The sequence below is a fragment of the Ruegeria sp. AD91A genome, assembly GCF_003443535.1.
Taxonomy (GTDB): domain Bacteria; phylum Pseudomonadota; class Alphaproteobacteria; order Rhodobacterales; family Rhodobacteraceae; genus Ruegeria.
On record NZ_CP031946.1, the window covers coordinates 2,372,780 to 2,388,452 of the forward strand.

Sequence of the window (15,673 nt, forward strand, 5' to 3'; positions counted from 1 at the left end):
AGTCTGGGGTGGCCTTTTTTGCCTCTTTCCACAGGCAATAACCCCCGACCCGGGAACAATGCGCGCAAAAGAAACTTCACTGTTTCCAATTACCTGGTGAACCTTCGGCGTTCAGCGACGTTCGCGCCAGCGATTCACGATCGGGTACCGCCGGTCCAGCCAGAATGCCCGTTTGCTCAGGCGCGTACCCGGAGCGGACTGGAACCGCTTGTACTCGCTGATATAGATCAGATGTTCGACCCTTGTCGCATCCGCCTCGTCAAATCCAGCGGCGACACAATCCGCGATGGACCCATCCTGATCGACCAGAATATCAAGTATCCCGTCCAGTACGGGATAGTCCGGCAGGCTGTCGCTGTCCTTCTGATCCTCACGCAGTTCGGCGCTAGGTGGCTTGTCGATGACTGACGGGCGAATGACCTTTCCGTCAGGCCCCATCATCCAGTCTCGATGATTGGCGTTGCGCCAACGGCAGGTTTCGAACACGCGGGTTTTGTACAGATCCTTGATCGGGTTGTAACCGCCATTCATGTCGCCGTAGATCGTGGCATAACCTACCGCGACCTCGGACTTGTTGCCGGTGGTCAACAGCATTTCACCAAACTTGTTCGAGATCGCCATTAGCAATAGCCCGCGCAGGCGGGACTGAATGTTTTCCTCGGTCAATCCCTCATCCAACCCCACAAACAACGGAGCCAGAGTGTTGGTGACAGCAGCCCGGCTTTCCGAAATCGGCACATAGTCATAGTGCACACCCAGTGCCTTGGCGACGGCCTCGGCATCGTCCAATGACGCTTGGCTGGTATATTCCGACGGCAACATCACGCAGCGAACGTTGTCGGCCCCGATAGCGTCCACCGCGATAGTTGCCACCAACGCGGAATCGATCCCGCCGGACAATCCCAGCAATGCCTTTTTGAAACCGGTCTTGCCCATATAGTCCCGCAGGGATTGAACCATCGCGCGATAGTCCTGCTCCCACACATCCGGCTGAGGCACGATCTCGGCAGGCACAATGCGCCAGCCATCATCGCCACGCGCAAGATCCACCTGCGCAACCACTTCGTCAAACACCGGCATCCGGAAGGCCAGTTCTCCGCCCGGGTTGAGACCGAAGCTGGCACCGTCAAACACCTGATCGTCCTGCCCGCCAACCATGTTCAGGTAGATCAGCGGCAGGCCCGTTTCGACCACGCGCGCGACCATATGGTTCAGACGTACATCGTATTTGTTTCGGAAATAGGGCGATCCATTGGGGATCAGCAGAAACTCGGCCCCGGCTTCCTCAAGCGTTTCCGCCACATCCGGGTGCCAGCCATCCTCGCAGATGGGGCTGCCGATCCGGAAGTTGCCAACCGAATACGGACCGCCCAGAGGACCCGCATCATACAGGCGCACTTCGTCGAAAACAGTCTCATTCGGCAGGTGGTGCTTTAGAACCTTGCTGGTGATCCGCCCCCCCTTCAGGATCAGATAAGCGTTGTACAGCTTTCCGTCATCGACCCACGGACAACCCAAGGCAATCGCGGGCCCTTTGGCGCATTTCTCGGCCAGAGACTCGACCGCATCCATGGCCGCGCGATGAAACACCGGCTTCAGAACAAGATCCTGCGTGTTGTAGCCGGTGATGAACATCTCGGGGAACGCCACCAGATCGGCACCCTCGGCCTTGCCTTGTTCCCACGCGGCAACGACCTTGGCCGCATTACCTTCGATATCCCCTACAGTCGGGTTCAATTGCGCCAGAGTGATGCGGAATCGGTCGGCCATGCTGCCCTCTTGCCTCGTCAGTCCTATTGCCATTTAGCAGATCACCGCGCGAGTAAAAGGCCAATGCGGCAAAACCCGTTGCCCTGCCCTCGACGGTACCCTAGTTTTGCGCACAGGGATGCAACCAACGATGATCCGGCAGGCAGGACCAAAAATGAACGTGATCCGAAACTCAATTGCGGCTGTGGCCATGAGCCTGGCAGCTGTGACCGCTTTCGCGCAGGACAGTACGGTTATCGTCAAGGATGACGAAGTGGGCGGCGTCTACGAGGGCACCTATGAAAACGGCCTGCGCCACGGGACGGGTACGTATCGGCTGCCCAACGGGTTCGAATACACCGGCCAGTGGGTGGAAGGCGAGATTCAGGGTCAGGGCATCACCAAGTACCCTGATGGATCGGTTTACGAAGGCTCGTTCGCAAAAGGTCAGCCGGAAGGGCGCGGCAAGATCGTCTATGCCAATGGCAGCAGCTATGACGGTGAGTGGTCTGACGGGTCCATCAACGGCACAGGCTTAGCTGAATTTGCCAACGGCTCGAGCTATGAGGGTGAGTTCAAGAATGCACAACGGCACGGCAAGGGCAAACTGACCTTTCCCGACGGATACATCTACGATGGCAATTGGGTAGACGGCCAGCGGCAAGGCAAAGCCACGATCACCTATGCCGATGGCAGCGTCTACGAAGGCGATGTCAACGCCGGCTTGCGCGATGGCACGGGCACCCAGACGATGCCTGACGGAATGACATACGAGGGCGAATGGACGCAGGACCAGATCACCGGGACAGGTCGCCTGACCTATGCCAATGGCGATGTGTATGAAGGTGAGCTTGTGGAAGGGCGCCGCCAGGGCAAGGGCAAAGTAACTCACGCGTCAGGGGACGTCTATGAGGGCGACTTTGTCGATGATCGCCGCCATGGCAAGGGCACGTTCACCGGAACCGATGGTTTTGTGTACACCGGAGACTGGAACCAGGGTCAGATAGAAGGCCTGGGTGAGCTAACTTATCCCGACGGCTCGGTTTACGTGGGCGATTTCGTGGCCGATCTGGCGGAAGGAAACGGCCGCATTACCTATCCCGAAGGCTCCACCTATGAGGGTGAGTGGATCGCGGGCGTAATCGAAGGTCAGGGTACGGCGACCTATGCCACCGGTATGATCTACAAGGGTCAGTTCAAAAACGCGCAAAGCCACGGCAAGGGTGTGATGACCCGCGCAGACGGTTCGATCTATGACGGGGATTGGTTCAACGGGGTCCGTCAGGGAAAAGGCAAGGCGACCTACTCTGATGGCACGGTATACACCGGAGACTTCATGAACGGAAAACGTCACGGCAAAGGAGAAATCGTGACCCCTGCCGGGTTCAAGTATAGTGGCGACTGGTCCGAGGGCAAAATCAACGGCGAAGGCATAGCGACTTACTCGAACGGCGATGTCTATGAGGGCAACTTTGTCGACAACAAGAGACAGGGCAGCGGGACCATGCGTTACGCCAACGGGCAAGAGGAAACCGGAATTTGGGAAAACGGTGTGTTGCCAAATCAAACCGCGGATCAACAGGGCGGCGCTGACACTCCGGCACAGCAGACAGACCCTGATACAGAGGCGGTACAACCAGCTCCATCTGGCGAATGATCACTCACCAGGGAACAGGTTTTCCGGCCCAGTCAAAGAACCCACCGGTATCTGCCGGGCTTAACCCGCCGATCACAGACAACAGATTGCGCGCGCCTTCACCGGGTTCAACGGCGGGATGCCGGTTCAGATATTTCCGAGTGAACTCTGTCTTGACCGTACCCGGATGCAGCGCAACACATATCGCCTGTTTATGTGTCCGGGCCAATTCAATTGCCGAAGTATGGACGATCTGATTAACCGCTGCTTTGGCCGCGCGGTAGCTGATCCAGCCGCCCATCCGATTGTCGCCGATGGACCCGACCCGCGCGGACAAAACAGCAAATACCGAACGCCGCTGTCGCGGCAACAACTGATGGGCCCGGCTTAACACCAACGCCGGACCAACGGCATTCAGAGCAAACTGGTCCATCATTGCCCTTGCCGAAACAGATCGAATGGTCTTTTCGGGCGCACTGCCTGAAACTTCCAGCGCCCCGGAAGCGACAAGAACAAGATCGAACGGTCCTGAAAGGCGGTCAAGCATCCGGCTCGCTCGGTCTGGTTCCATCAGATCGAACCCCTCGACAGAGCGCGAGAGGCACGTCACCGCAACGCCCTGTGCCTCCAATTGCTCGCGTACGGCCGCACCAATCCCGCCGGACGCACCAATGATCAAAGCTGTATCCATCTGCGATCAGCTAGCGGCATGGCCGGATCAATCAAGGGAAAAGGGATTTGGAAACACCTACACCGCAACTTGTCGAAAATTGGTTCTTTTCATTCTTGTCGTCGTCTGTATAACCTCAATTCCATGATCAACCGCGCAGATATCCTTTGTGTCGACTCCGCCCTTCGCGGTGTGTCTCTGCGTGGCCTACTGATCCTAATCCGCCTCTGAGCGTGCCATCCGGCGCGCCCGCTCAGAGGAGGACGCCAGCGCGCCAACAGGCTTTAGGACAGACAAGAAAGAGATTCCCATGACCAACGTGACCGACCAAGACCGCGTCTTGATCTTCGATACCACTTTGCGCGACGGCGAGCAGAGCCCCGGCGCGACCATGACCCATGACGAAAAGCTTGAGATTGCCGAACTGCTGGATGACATGGGCGTCGACATCATCGAAGCAGGTTTTCCGATCGCATCAGAAGGTGACTTCAAAGCGGTATCCGAGATCGCGCAACGATCGAAAAACAGCCGCATCTGCGGACTGGCCCGCGCCAATTTCACCGATATCGATCGCTGCTGGGAGGCGGTCAAACATGCGGAACAGAACCGCATTCACACCTTCATCGGCACCTCTCCGCTGCACCGCGCCATTCCGAACCTGACACAGGACGAGATGGCTGACAAAATCCACGAAACGGTCAGCCACGCGCGTAACCTGTGCGAAAACGTGCAGTGGTCGCCGATGGATGCAACCCGAACCGAATGGGACTACCTGTGTCGCGTGATCGAAATCGCGATCAAGGCCGGGGCGACCACCATCAACATCCCTGACACCGTGGGGTATACTGCGCCGCTGGAATCCGCGGATCTGATCAAACGCCTGATCGAGACGGTTCCGGGCGCAGATGAGGTGATCTTTGCCACCCACTGCCACAACGACCTTGGCATGGCGACAGCGAATTCGCTGGCGGCCGTCATCGGCGGTGCGCGCCAGATCGAATGCACCATCAACGGCTTGGGCGAACGTGCCGGAAACACCGCGTTGGAAGAGGTCGTTATGGCAATGCGCACGCGCAATGACATCATGCCCTTCCACACCGGGATCGACACGACCAAGATCATGCATATCTCACGCCGGGTCGCTACGGTGTCGGGCTTCAACGTGCAGTTCAACAAGGCCATTGTCGGCAAAAACGCTTTTGCTCACGAAAGCGGCATCCATCAGGACGGAATGCTCAAAAATCGCGACAATTTCGAGATCATGCGTCCCGAGGATATCGGCCTGTCGGGCACATCCCTGCCACTGGGCAAACACTCCGGGCGCGCGGCACTGCGCGACAAACTTGAGACGCTTGGCTTTGAAGTTGGCGACAATCAACTCAAAGATATCTTTGTGCGTTTCAAGGACCTGGCGGATCGCAAGAAAGAAGTGTTCGACGACGATCTCATTGCGCTGATGACGCTGGATGAGGCGGACGACTATCTGCAACTGGTGTCGATGAAAGTCACCTGCGGCACCGGCGGTCAGGCGGAATCGACAGTCGAGTTGGAAGTCAACGGCAAGGACGTCATCGCAACTGAACATGGTGACGGGCCGGTTGATGCGACCTTCAAGGCGATCCGTGCGATTTATCCCAACACAGCCCGTTTGCAGCTGTATCAGGTTCATGCGGTGACCGAAGGCACCGATGCGCAGGCCACGGTTTCGGTCAGGCTGGAAGAAGATGGCATGATTGCCACGGGTCAGTCGGCGAACACGGATACCGTCGTGGCCTCGGCCAAAGCCTATATCCACGCGCTGAACCGCCTGATCGTGCGCCGGGAAAAGACCGGCCCGGGCGCGGATGCCCGCGAAATCAGCTACAAAGACCTGACCTGATTCAAATAATGGCGCGATAAAGGGCTCCCGCACCTGCGGTTGCCCGGCTGCGCCGGACACCTTTGCAGCTTTGGGCCCGGCAGCGCGCTGCCGGGCTCAACATGTTTGACGGCATCTCTGATGCAGGCAAACAAGGCGGGAGTATCGGTTGGAATCCCGTTGTTGACCTCAGAGACCTTCAAATAGCTGCGACAGACGGGACGTTTCTTCCTCGATGCCGAATGGTGCATTCAGGATGAACATCCCTGATCCCACCATCCGATGCCCCTCGCGCACCGGTGGAAACGTCACCTCATGACAAATGGTCTTAGGGAAGTTTTGCGATTTGAGCGTCGCGATCATTCGGGCATGACGCTTGCCCGTCAGGACCGGGTACCACAGCGCGATCACCCCGACATTCCATTTCCGGTGCAGTTTGGCAATCACACCGGGCAGTCGATCGTAATCGGTCTTCACCTCATAGCTTGGGTCGATCAGCAACATTCCCCGTCGAGGCGTCGGAGGCAGCAGGGACTGCACCAGTTCAAACCCGTCCTGCTGATACACCCTCGCCCCAAACGGCGACATCGCCAAAGAAAGCGCGGCATGTTCCTGAGGGTGCAGCTCTGCAAAATGCAGACTGTCCTGATACCTCAACAGACTTGCTGCAATCATCGGTGACCCCGGATAGGCCGCGTCACCGTGCCGGGCATGTACGTTTTCCAGAACCCGCGCCATTGGATGTTCAGGTCCGAACCACCCTTCTCTCTGCGCGCGCACGATCCCAGCCGCCGCCTCGCCTGTCCGCATGGATTCGTCCGCGTCCAACTGGTACAGACCCCGCCCGGAATGCGTTTCGATATAGCTGAGCGGCTTGTCCTTGCGCGTCAAATAATCCAGCACCCACGCCAGTAACGCGTGCTTTTGGACGTCAGCCAGATTCCCGGCATGGTAAATGTGTTGATAAGAGAGCATTTTGCCTTCTAAAGTCCCAATCAATAAGGCGGAAAGGTGCTGATCGTCGCGGAATCAGCCCTTTTACCGGGCGTGATGGCACCCTATAAGTCATCCGTCCCGGAACCGTCGAGTCGCGGGCAGTAGAAAAACCGACATACAGGATCAGGGGAAACATGGGGATCTTTGGCAATCTGGGCGGCCTGTTCACAGCGGACATGGCCATTGACCTTGGAACAGCGAACACGCTGGTTTACGTCAAGGGGCGCGGTGTCATCCTGTCTGAGCCTTCGGTCGTAGCCTATCACGTCAAGGACGGCGTGAAAAAAGTTCTGGCTGTCGGCGAAGATGCCAAGCTGATGCTGGGGCGAACGCCCGGTTCGATCGAAGCCATCCGCCCCATGCGCGAAGGTGTGATTGCTGACTTCGATACCGCCGAGGAAATGATCAAGCACTTCATCCGCAAGGTTCACAAACGCTCGACTTTCTCGAAGCCCAAGATCATTGTCTGCGTCCCCCATGGCGCGACACCCGTTGAAAAACGCGCAATTCGTCAGTCGGTTCTGTCCGCTGGTGCCCGCCGTGCAGGCCTGATCGCCGAACCGATCGCCGCCGCGATTGGCGCGGGCATGCCGATCACCGACCCGACCGGCAACATGGTCGTCGACATCGGCGGTGGTACAACCGAAGTGGCGGTTCTGTCGCTGGGCGACATTGTCTATGCCCGTTCGGTCCGCGTTGGTGGTGACCGCATGGATGAAGCCATTATCTCGTACCTGCGTCGCCAGCAGAACCTGCTGGTCGGTGAATCCACTGCGGAACGCATCAAGACGACAATCGGCACGGCGCGCATGCCCGATGATGGACGCGGCCAGTCGATGCATATCCGAGGTCGTGACCTGCTGAACGGCGTACCGAAGGAAATCGAGATCAGCCAGGCCCAGGTCGCCGAGGCGCTGTCGGAACCCGTCCAGCAGATCTGCGAGGCAGTGATGACTGCGCTCGAGACCACTCCGCCCGATCTGGCCGCCGATATCGTGGACCGGGGCGTCATGCTGACCGGTGGTGGTGCATTGCTGGGCGATCTTGATCTCGCCCTGCGCGAACAGACCGGCCTGGCCGTGTCCATTGCGGACGAAAGCCTGAATTGTGTGGCTTTGGGCACGGGCAAGGCGCTAGAATACGAAAAACAGCTACGCCACGCGATTGACTACGAAAGCTAAGGCACGCACCTTTTAGGGACAGGCTTAATTCGGCACGAGCAGCACGGGAAGGTAACCTGTGGCAAAAGACCGATCACAGCGCGATGACTACACGACCCCTCTGCGCAGATTGTTGCTGGGGATAGTCATTCTGTGCTTGCTGGGCATCTTTCTGGTTTGGCGGATCGACAGCCCGCGCGTCGAGCGGTTCCGCGCCCAGGTGGTGGACACGATCGTGCCCTCGATGGATTGGGCCATGGTGCCCGTGACTGCCGCTGTAAACCTTATCCGCGATTTCCAAAGCTATCAGCGCCTGAGCGAGCAAAACCGCGAGTTGCGTAGCGAACTGCGCCTGATGCGTGCCTGGAAAGAGGCCGCACTGCAGTTGGAGCAGGAAAATGCACGGCTGCTGGATCTGAACAATGTCCGCCTCGACCCGCGCCTGACATACATCACGGGCGTCGTGATGGCCGACAGCGGCTCCCCCTTCCGACAGTCCGTCCTGTTGAATGTGGGGGAGCGCGACGGGATCGTCGATGGATGGGCCACGATGGATGGCATCGGACTGGTAGGCCGGATTTCCGGCGTCGGGCCGGATACGGCACGGGTGATTCTGGTAACGGACGCCACCAGTGCCATCCCGGCAACGATCCAGCCTTCTGGTCTGACCGCACTGATCAAAGGAGATAACACCCCGGCCCCAGTGGTCGAGTTCCTGGAAAACCGAGAGCTGGTCCGTCCCGGTGATCGGGTGATCACATCCGGCGACGGTGGCGTGTTTCCGGCAGGTCTGCTAATCGGCCAGATCGCCGCCGATCCGGGCGGCCGCCTGCGCGTTCGCCTTTCGGCGGATTTTGAACGGCTCGAATTTCTTCGTGTTCTGCGCTTCCATTCGCCCCCCCCAATTCAGGATCCGGGTGGGATCGTCGGGCCAACGCGACCCGAAACTGCGCTTGTACCGGATGAGGTAAGTGATGGATAGGCCGGCCTCATACAGCTGGGCCATGCGCGGCCTTTACGCTGCGCTGTCCTTTGTCGTGCTGTTCCTGCATTTGCTGCCGCTTGATGCGCAACCGGATCGCTGGCCCTTTCCCGATGTGCTGATTGCGCTGACCTTTGCCTGGGTGTTGCGGCGCCCCGATTATGTGCCCACCCTTCTGGTTGCGTTTGTCATGCTGATGGCGGACCTTTTGCTGCAACGCCCGCCCGGCCTTCTGGCCGCCTTGGTGGTGTTTGGCGCAGCCTATCTGCGCGCCGCCGCTCCGGGTATGAAGGACACGGGATTTGTCGGAGAATGGATGTCGGTCGGTGTGGTGATTGCCATGGTGTTTTTGATGAACCGAGTCGTTTTGTCAATCTTGTCGGTGCAGCAGGCCGCTTTGTGGCCAGTGGTGATTCAACTTGTGCTGACAATCGCCTTCTACCCGGTCATCGTGCTGCTGACCCAAAGCGTATTTGGTGTCCACCGCTTGTCTGCGGCGGATGCCGGAGCCGTGGGAGGCAGGGCATGAAGCAACGCAAACCCAAGTCGCAGGGCCTTGCCTATAAACGCCTGCCACGCAGAGCGCTGGTGCTGGGCGGTTTGCAGGCGGCTTTTATCGGCGGGCTGGCTGCACGAATGCGTTTCATGCAGGTGGATCAGGCCGACGAATATCGCCTGCTGGCTGAAGAAAACCGCATCAACATTCGCCTGATCCCACCGACCCGTGGACGAATCTATGACCGCAACGGGCAGATCATCGGTCAGAACTCACCATCCTATCGCATCGTCATCGTGCGTGAGGATGCGGGAGACGTCGACAAAGTGATTGCCAAATTGTCAGAACTCATCCCGCTGAACGATGATGAGATCGAGCGCGCCCGGACCGAAATGCGTCGATCAGCCCCGTTCCTGCCAGTGACACTGGCGGATCAGGTCACTTGGGAAGACATCTCGAAAGTCGCGGTCAATGCCCCGGCCCTGCCGGGTGTGACGCCCGAGGTCGGCCTGACGCGACAATACCCACGCTATGAGGATTTTGCCCATATCGTCGGCTATGTCGGCCCGGTCAGCGACTATGATCTCAGCAAGCTTGAAGACCCCGAGCCGGTTTTGCGAATTCCCCGGTTCCAGATCGGCAAGGTCGGGCTGGAGGCAAAACAGGAAATTGCGCTGCGGGGTAAAGCCGGTGCAAAGCGCGTCGAAGTCAATGCTACAGGGCGCGTCATGCGCGAGCTGGACCGGCAGGAAGGTCAGCCGGGTGCCGACTTGCAATTGGCGATCGATGCCGACCTGCAACAATATGCGCAAGCGCGGCTGGCAGGTGAAAGCGCTGCCGCAATTGTTCTGGATTGCGAAACCGGGGATCTGCGCGCTGTCAGCTCTACACCCAGTTTCGATCCAAATCTGTTTGTGCGCGGAATCTCGGTCGCTGATTATCGGGCGTTGACGCAGGACAAGTATCGCCCCCTGGCCAACAAGTCCGTGCAAGGCACTTATCCCCCGGGGTCGACGTTCAAGATGGTCACTGCATTGGCCGCGCTGGAGGCTGGCGTGATAGGCCCCGGCAACACAGTGTATTGCCCCGGGCACCTGAAGGTCGGCAGCCGCCGGTTCCACTGCTGGAAGCGCGGCGGGCATGGCACGGTCGATCTGAACCTGTCGCTGAAACGCAGCTGCGACGTTTACTATTATGACGTGGCTTTGCGGGTGGGCATCGACAGGATATCCGAGATGGCCCGCACGCTGGGTCTGGGGGCCAAACACGATATTCCGATGTCGGCGGTCGCCGCGGGGCTCGCCCCCAATCAGGAATGGAAGCAGCGGACACACGGTCAGGATTGGCTGGTGGGCGACACGGCCAACGCGTCCATCGGGCAAGGTTTCATGCTGGCCTCGCCGCTGCAACTGGCCGTAATGACCGCCCGCATCGCCACCGGCCGATCCGTGACACCGCGCCTTGTGCGCTCGATCGACGGTGTCGAACAGCCCTCAGGTGCAGGGGAGCCGCTGGGCATCAACGCTTACAATCTGGAACAGGTTCGTAATGCCATGTTCTCGGTCTCGAATGATCGGCGAGGGACGGCCTATCGCAGCCGCATCATCGCGGATGAGTTCCGCATGGCCGGCAAAACCGGCACCAGTCAGGTTAGAAACATCACCAAGGCCGAACGCGCTGCGGGTGTGATCAGCAACAAGGATCTGCCATGGGAACGTCGCGACCACGCCTTGTTCGTCTGTTTCGCCCCCTATGACAATCCGAAATACGCGGTTGCCGTGGTCGTTGAACATGGCGGCGGGGGGTCCAAGGCGGCGGCACCGGTGGCCCGCGATATCATGCTTCAGGCGCTCTATAACGGCACTCCGCCGCTTGAGGCTTATCCTGTTGCCGACCGCGAGCGTATCAAGGAACAGCAAAAACGGCTCGAGGGCGATCGTCGCCCCAAAGCGCGTCCCGACGGAAAGGACCGCGCATGAGCTACCTTGAATATGCCGTGAAATCCACGCCGTCGGGGTTTCGGAAGTTCCTGTACATGAACTGGCCGCTGACCCTGCTGCTGATCAGCACCGCCAGCGCTGGATTCCTGATGCTGTATTCGGTCGCAGGCGGTTCGTGGACACCCTGGGCCGAGCCGCAGATGGAGCGTTTTGGGCTTGGCCTGACCGCGATGTTCATCATTGCTCTGGTTCCGATCTGGTTCTGGCGCAACATGTCCGTTCTGGCCTATCTCGGTTCGGTCGCCTTGTTGGTGTTCGTGGAATTGTTCGGCACCATCGGCATGGGTGCACAGCGCTGGATCGACCTTGGGTTCATGCGTCTTCAGCCCTCAGAGGTCATGAAGGTGGCACTGGTCATGGTTCTGGCGGCGTATTACGACTGGCTTCCATCGCACAAGACGTCCCGCCCTCTTTGGGTCTTTATCCCCGTGGCCCTGATTGTCCTGCCCACTCTGCTTGTTCTGAAGCAACCGGATCTCGGCACGTCGATCCTGCTGTTGGCCGCCGGTGGAGGGCTGATGTTTCTTGCGGGTGTCCACTGGGCGTATTTTGCAGCCGTCATTGCAGCCGTCGTGGGCCTGATCGCCGCCGTGTTCAACAGTCGCGGGACCGAATGGCAGTTGCTCAAGGACTATCAGTTCCGCCGGATCGACACGTTTCTCGACCCCTCTACCGATCCTCTGGGTGCCGGGTATCACATCACGCAATCCAAGATTGCCCTTGGCTCGGGGGGCTGGAACGGGCGCGGTTTCATGCAGGGTACACAATCCCGGCTGAACTTCTTGCCCGAGAAACACACCGATTTCATCTTCACCACGCTCGCCGAGGAGTTCGGCTTTGTCGGGGGCATCACGCTCTTGGTCCTCTACGCCCTGATCCTTGTGTTCTGCATAGCGACCGCGCTGGCCTCCAAGGATCGGTTCTCCTCCCTGGTCACATTGGGCATCGCGCTGAACTTTTTCTTATTCTTTGCCGTCAATATGTCGATGGTGATGGGCATGGCACCGGTCGTGGGCGTCCCTCTGCCAATGGTCAGCTATGGCGGTTCGGCCATGCTGGTGCTGATGGCCGCGTTCGGCATCGTCCAAAGCGCTCATATCCATCGTCCCCGCTGATCTGAAAGGCCCCAGATGCCCGTAAACGTTCTGTTTTCCGCGCGCCCTGCCCTCTGGCCCGTGTATGAACCGCTGCTCACTCAATACCTTGCAGAAGCTGGCGTCCAGGCGGAGATCAGTACGGATTTTGAACCGGATCAGGTTGATTACGTAGTCTACGCTCCGAATGGCGGATTATTGGATTTTTCGCCTTTTACGCGCCTGAAGGCGGTTCTGAGCCTCTGGGCCGGGGTTGAAAAGATCGCTGACAATGACACGCTGAGCGTCCCCTTGGCACGGATGGTGGATCACGGGCTGACGCAGGGTATGACCGAATGGGTGGTGGGCCATGTGCTGCGCTATCATCTGGGAATGGATCGCCACATCACCATCCAGGATGGCGTCTGGGCCCCGGATGCCCCACCTTTGGCGCAAGAGCGCAACGTGTGCATTCTGGGCCTCGGCGCATTGGGCGAAGCCGCGGCCCGCGCCCTGGCCTTACTGAATTTCACGGTCACTGGCTGGAGCCGCACCGCCAAGGACATCCCCGGCGTGACCTGCCTGCACGGTCCTGACGGGCTGCGTGATGCACTTTCTCAGGCCGAGATACTGGTTTTGCTGCTGCCTGATACCGCCACCACTGAAAACGCGTTGAATGCAAAAACGCTGGCCTTGCTGCCCAAAGGCGCGCGGATCATCAACCCGGGCCGCGGGCCCCTGATCGATGACGAAGCGCTGCTGGATGCCTTGAACTCGGGTCAGATCGGTCATGCGACGCTGGATGTGTTCCGGGTCGAGCCCTTGCCCCCCGATCACCCTTATTGGGCACATCCGAACGTGACTGTGACCCCTCATATCGCGTCCGAGACCCGCCCGGCCACAGCCGCGCAGGTCATTTGCGAAAACATCCGACGTGGCGAAGCCGGAGAGCCCTATGTGCACCTGGTGGATCGCGCGTTGGGCTACTGATTTCAGGTCGCGATCAGACCGCGGCCTTTCAACAGGGCGTCAACCCCCGGCAATCTTCCCCGGAATGCCAGATACAGGTCTTCTGCCTCGCGCGAACCGCCAGTGGAAAGGATGTTGTCCTCCAACGCTTTGGCGCGTTCCGGGTCAAAGGCACCACCTGCCTCTTCAAAGGCGGCAAAGGCGTCGGCATCCATCACCTCGGACCACATATAGCTGTAATAGCCCGAGCTGTAGCCGTCGCCCGCGAACACATGAGCGAAATGCGGAGTGGCGTGGCGCATACCAATGGCCTTCGGCATCCCCAACCTGGCCAGAACTTCCGACTGTTTTGCCATCGGATCTGCCGGTGCCTCGTCATCGTGGAAGGCCAGATCAACAAGGGCCGAGGCGACATATTCCACCGTCTGGAAACCCTGATCGAAATTGGCCGCGTTCAGAACCTTCCGTAGCATTTCCTGCGGCATCGGCTCGCCCGTTTCCGCATGGGTCGCAAATTCGGCAAGGACCTCTGGCACTTCCAGCCAGTGTTCGTAAAGCTGGCTGGGCAATTCGACGAAATCGCGCGCAACCGAAGTGCCCGAGATGCTTTCATATGACACGTTGGACAGCATCTGGTGTAGGGCATGGCCGAATTCATGAAACAGGGTCCGCGCGTCATCATAGGACAGCAAGGCGGGATCCCCCTTGGCGAAGTTGCAGACATTGATGACAACCGGTGTCTGCTTCTTTGGGAATTTGGCCTGCGCCCTCATCGCGCTGCACCAGGCACCTGACCGCTTGGACCCTCGTGCAAAGTAGTCTCCGATAAATACGGCAATATGCTGCCCGTCGCGGGTAACTTCCCAAGCCCGGCAATCCGGGTGATAGAGGGGTACGTCCAACGGATTGAATTCCAGCCCGAAAAGCCGGTTGGCGCAGGCAAACGAAGCCTCGATCATGCGATCCAGCTGCAGATAGGGTTTCAACGCGGCCTCATCCAGATCGTGTTCCGCCTTGCGCCGCTTTTCAGCATAATACCGCCAATCCCAAGCTTCCAGCGGGCCATTGATGCCGTCTTCCTGCATCATCTGCGTCAGAACATCCGCGTCGGCGTCTGCGCGGGACTTGGCCGGTTCCCATACCTGCATCAACAGCTCACGCACCCGATCCGGCGTGCGTGCCATCTCGGTTTCCAGCTTGTATTCGGCGAACGTGTCATAGCCCAGAAGCTTGGCGCGCTCTTCGCGCAAGGCCAGGATCTCGGCCGCGATGTCACGGTTATCGGTCTCTCCCCCATTGGCACCGCGTGCGGCCCAGGCGCGATAGGTTTTATCGCGCAGGTCCCGGCGGGGCGAGAATTGCAGGAATGGCACAATCAGCGACCGTGACACGGTGACCACTGGCCCCTGTGCCTTCTTCTCCTGCCCCGCGGCACGCGCCGCGTCCACGACGAAATCCGGCAAGCCGTTCAGATCCTCTTCGGTCAGGTCCATGAACCAGTCCTGCTCATCCGCCAGCAGGTTCTGGGTAAACGACGTGCCCAGCGACGCGAGGCGCGACTTGATCTCTTGCATACGGGCGTCTTCGTCCCCTTCCAAGGCCGCGCCGGCACGCACAAAGCCTCGGTGGGTCAACATCAGAACACGCGCCTGTTCTTCGGTCAGGTCAAGATCATCGCGCCGTGCCCATAGGTCGGCAACACGCTTGAACAGCGACTTGTTTGAAGAAATGCCCGAAAAATGCGCTGAAAGCTTGGGGGAAAACTCTCGTTGCAGTTCTTCCCGCTTTGGGTTGCTGTCTGCGCCCGCAATCGTGAAAAAGACCGACAGGACCTTGTCCAGTTGCCCGCCCGCGGCCTCGAGCGCCTCGATCGTGTTGGCGAATGTGGGGGTATCCGGATTTGCTGCTATCGCGTCAATCTCGGCGTTATGCTCTTTCATCGCCTGCTCCAGTGCGGGCGAGAAATCATCATCCGAGATATCGGAAAAAGGGGCGATTTCAAACGGTGTGGTCCAATTGGACAGGATCGGGTTGGTCATGCGGATCTCCTTTGATCCTATAGCTATGTCGCCATGGCCGGGTGT

Annotated in this window: 12 protein-coding genes; 8 read left to right on the plus strand and 4 right to left on the minus strand. The window is 59.1% G+C overall.

Annotation, left to right across the window (positions count from 1 at the left end; translation table 11 throughout):
- Positions 1–111 precede the first annotated feature (111 nt).
- Positions 112–1,770 carry an NAD+ synthase gene (locus D1823_RS11850; protein ID WP_117870216.1) on the minus strand — a complete coding sequence of 553 codons (1,659 nt, stop codon included), beginning with the start codon at positions 1,768–1,770 and terminating at the stop codon, positions 112–114.
- A gap of 154 nt (positions 1,771–1,924) precedes the next feature.
- Here D1823_RS11850 and D1823_RS11855 point away from each other — a divergent pair, with 154 nt between their 5' ends.
- Entirely contained in the window at positions 1,925–3,406 is a 1,482-nt protein-coding gene (locus D1823_RS11855) for an MORN repeat-containing protein (RefSeq protein WP_117872869.1), read from the plus strand.
- 4 nt (positions 3,407–3,410) lie between these two features.
- On the opposite strand, the gene D1823_RS11860 is transcribed toward D1823_RS11855, so the two are convergent.
- The gene (locus D1823_RS11860; RefSeq protein WP_117870218.1) at positions 3,411–4,076 is read right to left on the minus strand and encodes an SDR family NAD(P)-dependent oxidoreductase; all 666 of its coding nucleotides are present in this window, start codon (positions 4,074–4,076) and stop codon (positions 3,411–3,413) included.
- Positions 4,077–4,365: 289 nt separating this feature from the next.
- Here D1823_RS11860 and D1823_RS11865 point away from each other — a divergent pair, with 289 nt between their 5' ends.
- Positions 4,366–5,934, plus strand: a complete 1,569-nt coding sequence (locus tag D1823_RS11865; RefSeq protein ID WP_117870220.1) for a 2-isopropylmalate synthase — start codon at positions 4,366–4,368, stop codon at positions 5,932–5,934.
- A 168-nt stretch (positions 5,935–6,102) separates the two neighbouring features.
- Here the strand turns inward: D1823_RS11865 and D1823_RS11870 are convergent, their stop codons facing one another.
- Complete coding sequence (locus tag D1823_RS11870) at positions 6,103–6,888, minus strand: 23S rRNA (adenine(2030)-N(6))-methyltransferase RlmJ (RefSeq protein WP_117870222.1); 786 nt, start codon at positions 6,886–6,888, stop codon at positions 6,103–6,105.
- A gap of 155 nt (positions 6,889–7,043) precedes the next feature.
- Here D1823_RS11870 and D1823_RS11875 point away from each other — a divergent pair, with 155 nt between their 5' ends.
- From D1823_RS11875 to D1823_RS11900, 6 genes are read left to right on the plus strand one after another with little or no spacing between them, the layout of a single operon-like run.
- Positions 7,044–8,090, plus strand: a complete 1,047-nt coding sequence (locus D1823_RS11875) for a rod shape-determining protein (RefSeq protein WP_039523195.1) — start codon at positions 7,044–7,046, stop codon at positions 8,088–8,090.
- A gap of 58 nt (positions 8,091–8,148) precedes the next feature.
- Positions 8,149–9,051 (plus strand): rod shape-determining protein MreC, encoded by a 903-nt coding sequence (mreC, locus tag D1823_RS11880; RefSeq protein ID WP_117870224.1) that lies wholly within the window; start codon positions 8,149–8,151, stop codon positions 9,049–9,051.
- On the plus strand, positions 9,044–9,580 hold the full coding sequence (locus D1823_RS11885) for a rod shape-determining protein MreD (protein ID WP_117870226.1): 537 nt from the start codon (positions 9,044–9,046) through the stop codon (positions 9,578–9,580). Before mreC ends, D1823_RS11885 begins: the two co-directional genes overlap by 8 nt.
- Positions 9,577–11,526 (plus strand): penicillin-binding protein 2, encoded by a 1,950-nt coding sequence (gene mrdA / locus D1823_RS11890; RefSeq protein ID WP_117870228.1) that lies wholly within the window; start codon positions 9,577–9,579, stop codon positions 11,524–11,526. The genes D1823_RS11885 and mrdA overlap by 4 nt, the downstream gene beginning before the upstream one ends.
- Entirely contained in the window at positions 11,523–12,662 is a 1,140-nt protein-coding gene (rodA, locus tag D1823_RS11895; protein WP_117870230.1) for a rod shape-determining protein RodA, read from the plus strand. Before mrdA ends, rodA begins: the two co-directional genes overlap by 4 nt.
- Positions 12,663–12,677: 15 nt before the next feature.
- Positions 12,678–13,610 carry a glyoxylate/hydroxypyruvate reductase A gene (locus D1823_RS11900; protein ID WP_117870232.1) on the plus strand — a complete coding sequence of 311 codons (933 nt, stop codon included), beginning with the start codon at positions 12,678–12,680 and terminating at the stop codon, positions 13,608–13,610.
- Between the two features lie 2 nt (positions 13,611–13,612).
- Here D1823_RS11900 and D1823_RS11905 read toward each other — a convergent pair whose 3' ends face one another.
- The gene (locus D1823_RS11905) at positions 13,613–15,628 is read right to left on the minus strand and encodes a M3 family metallopeptidase (protein WP_117870234.1); all 2,016 of its coding nucleotides are present in this window, start codon (positions 15,626–15,628) and stop codon (positions 13,613–13,615) included.
- Between the last annotated feature and the right edge of the window lie 45 nt (positions 15,629–15,673).

Coding starts and splice junctions, on each gene's coding strand:
- D1823_RS11850 (WP_117870216.1), bottom strand. CDS start 1,770: ATGGCCGACCGATTCCGCATCACTCTGGCGCAATTGAACCCGACTGTA.
- D1823_RS11855 (WP_117872869.1), top strand. CDS start 1,925: ATGAACGTGATCCGAAACTCAATTGCGGCTGTGGCCATGAGCCTGGCA.
- D1823_RS11860 (WP_117870218.1), bottom strand. CDS start 4,076: ATGGATACAGCTTTGATCATTGGTGCGTCCGGCGGGATTGGTGCGGCC.
- D1823_RS11865 (WP_117870220.1), top strand. CDS start 4,366: ATGACCAACGTGACCGACCAAGACCGCGTCTTGATCTTCGATACCACT.
- D1823_RS11870 (WP_117870222.1), bottom strand. CDS start 6,888: ATGCTCTCTTATCAACACATTTACCATGCCGGGAATCTGGCTGACGTC.
- D1823_RS11875 (WP_039523195.1), top strand. CDS start 7,044: ATGGGGATCTTTGGCAATCTGGGCGGCCTGTTCACAGCGGACATGGCC.
- D1823_RS11885 (WP_117870226.1), top strand. CDS start 9,044: ATGGATAGGCCGGCCTCATACAGCTGGGCCATGCGCGGCCTTTACGCT.
- mrdA (WP_117870228.1), top strand. CDS start 9,577: ATGAAGCAACGCAAACCCAAGTCGCAGGGCCTTGCCTATAAACGCCTG.
- rodA (WP_117870230.1), top strand. CDS start 11,523: ATGAGCTACCTTGAATATGCCGTGAAATCCACGCCGTCGGGGTTTCGG.
- D1823_RS11900 (WP_117870232.1), top strand. CDS start 12,678: ATGCCCGTAAACGTTCTGTTTTCCGCGCGCCCTGCCCTCTGGCCCGTG.
- D1823_RS11905 (WP_117870234.1), bottom strand. CDS start 15,628: ATGACCAACCCGATCCTGTCCAATTGGACCACACCGTTTGAAATCGCC.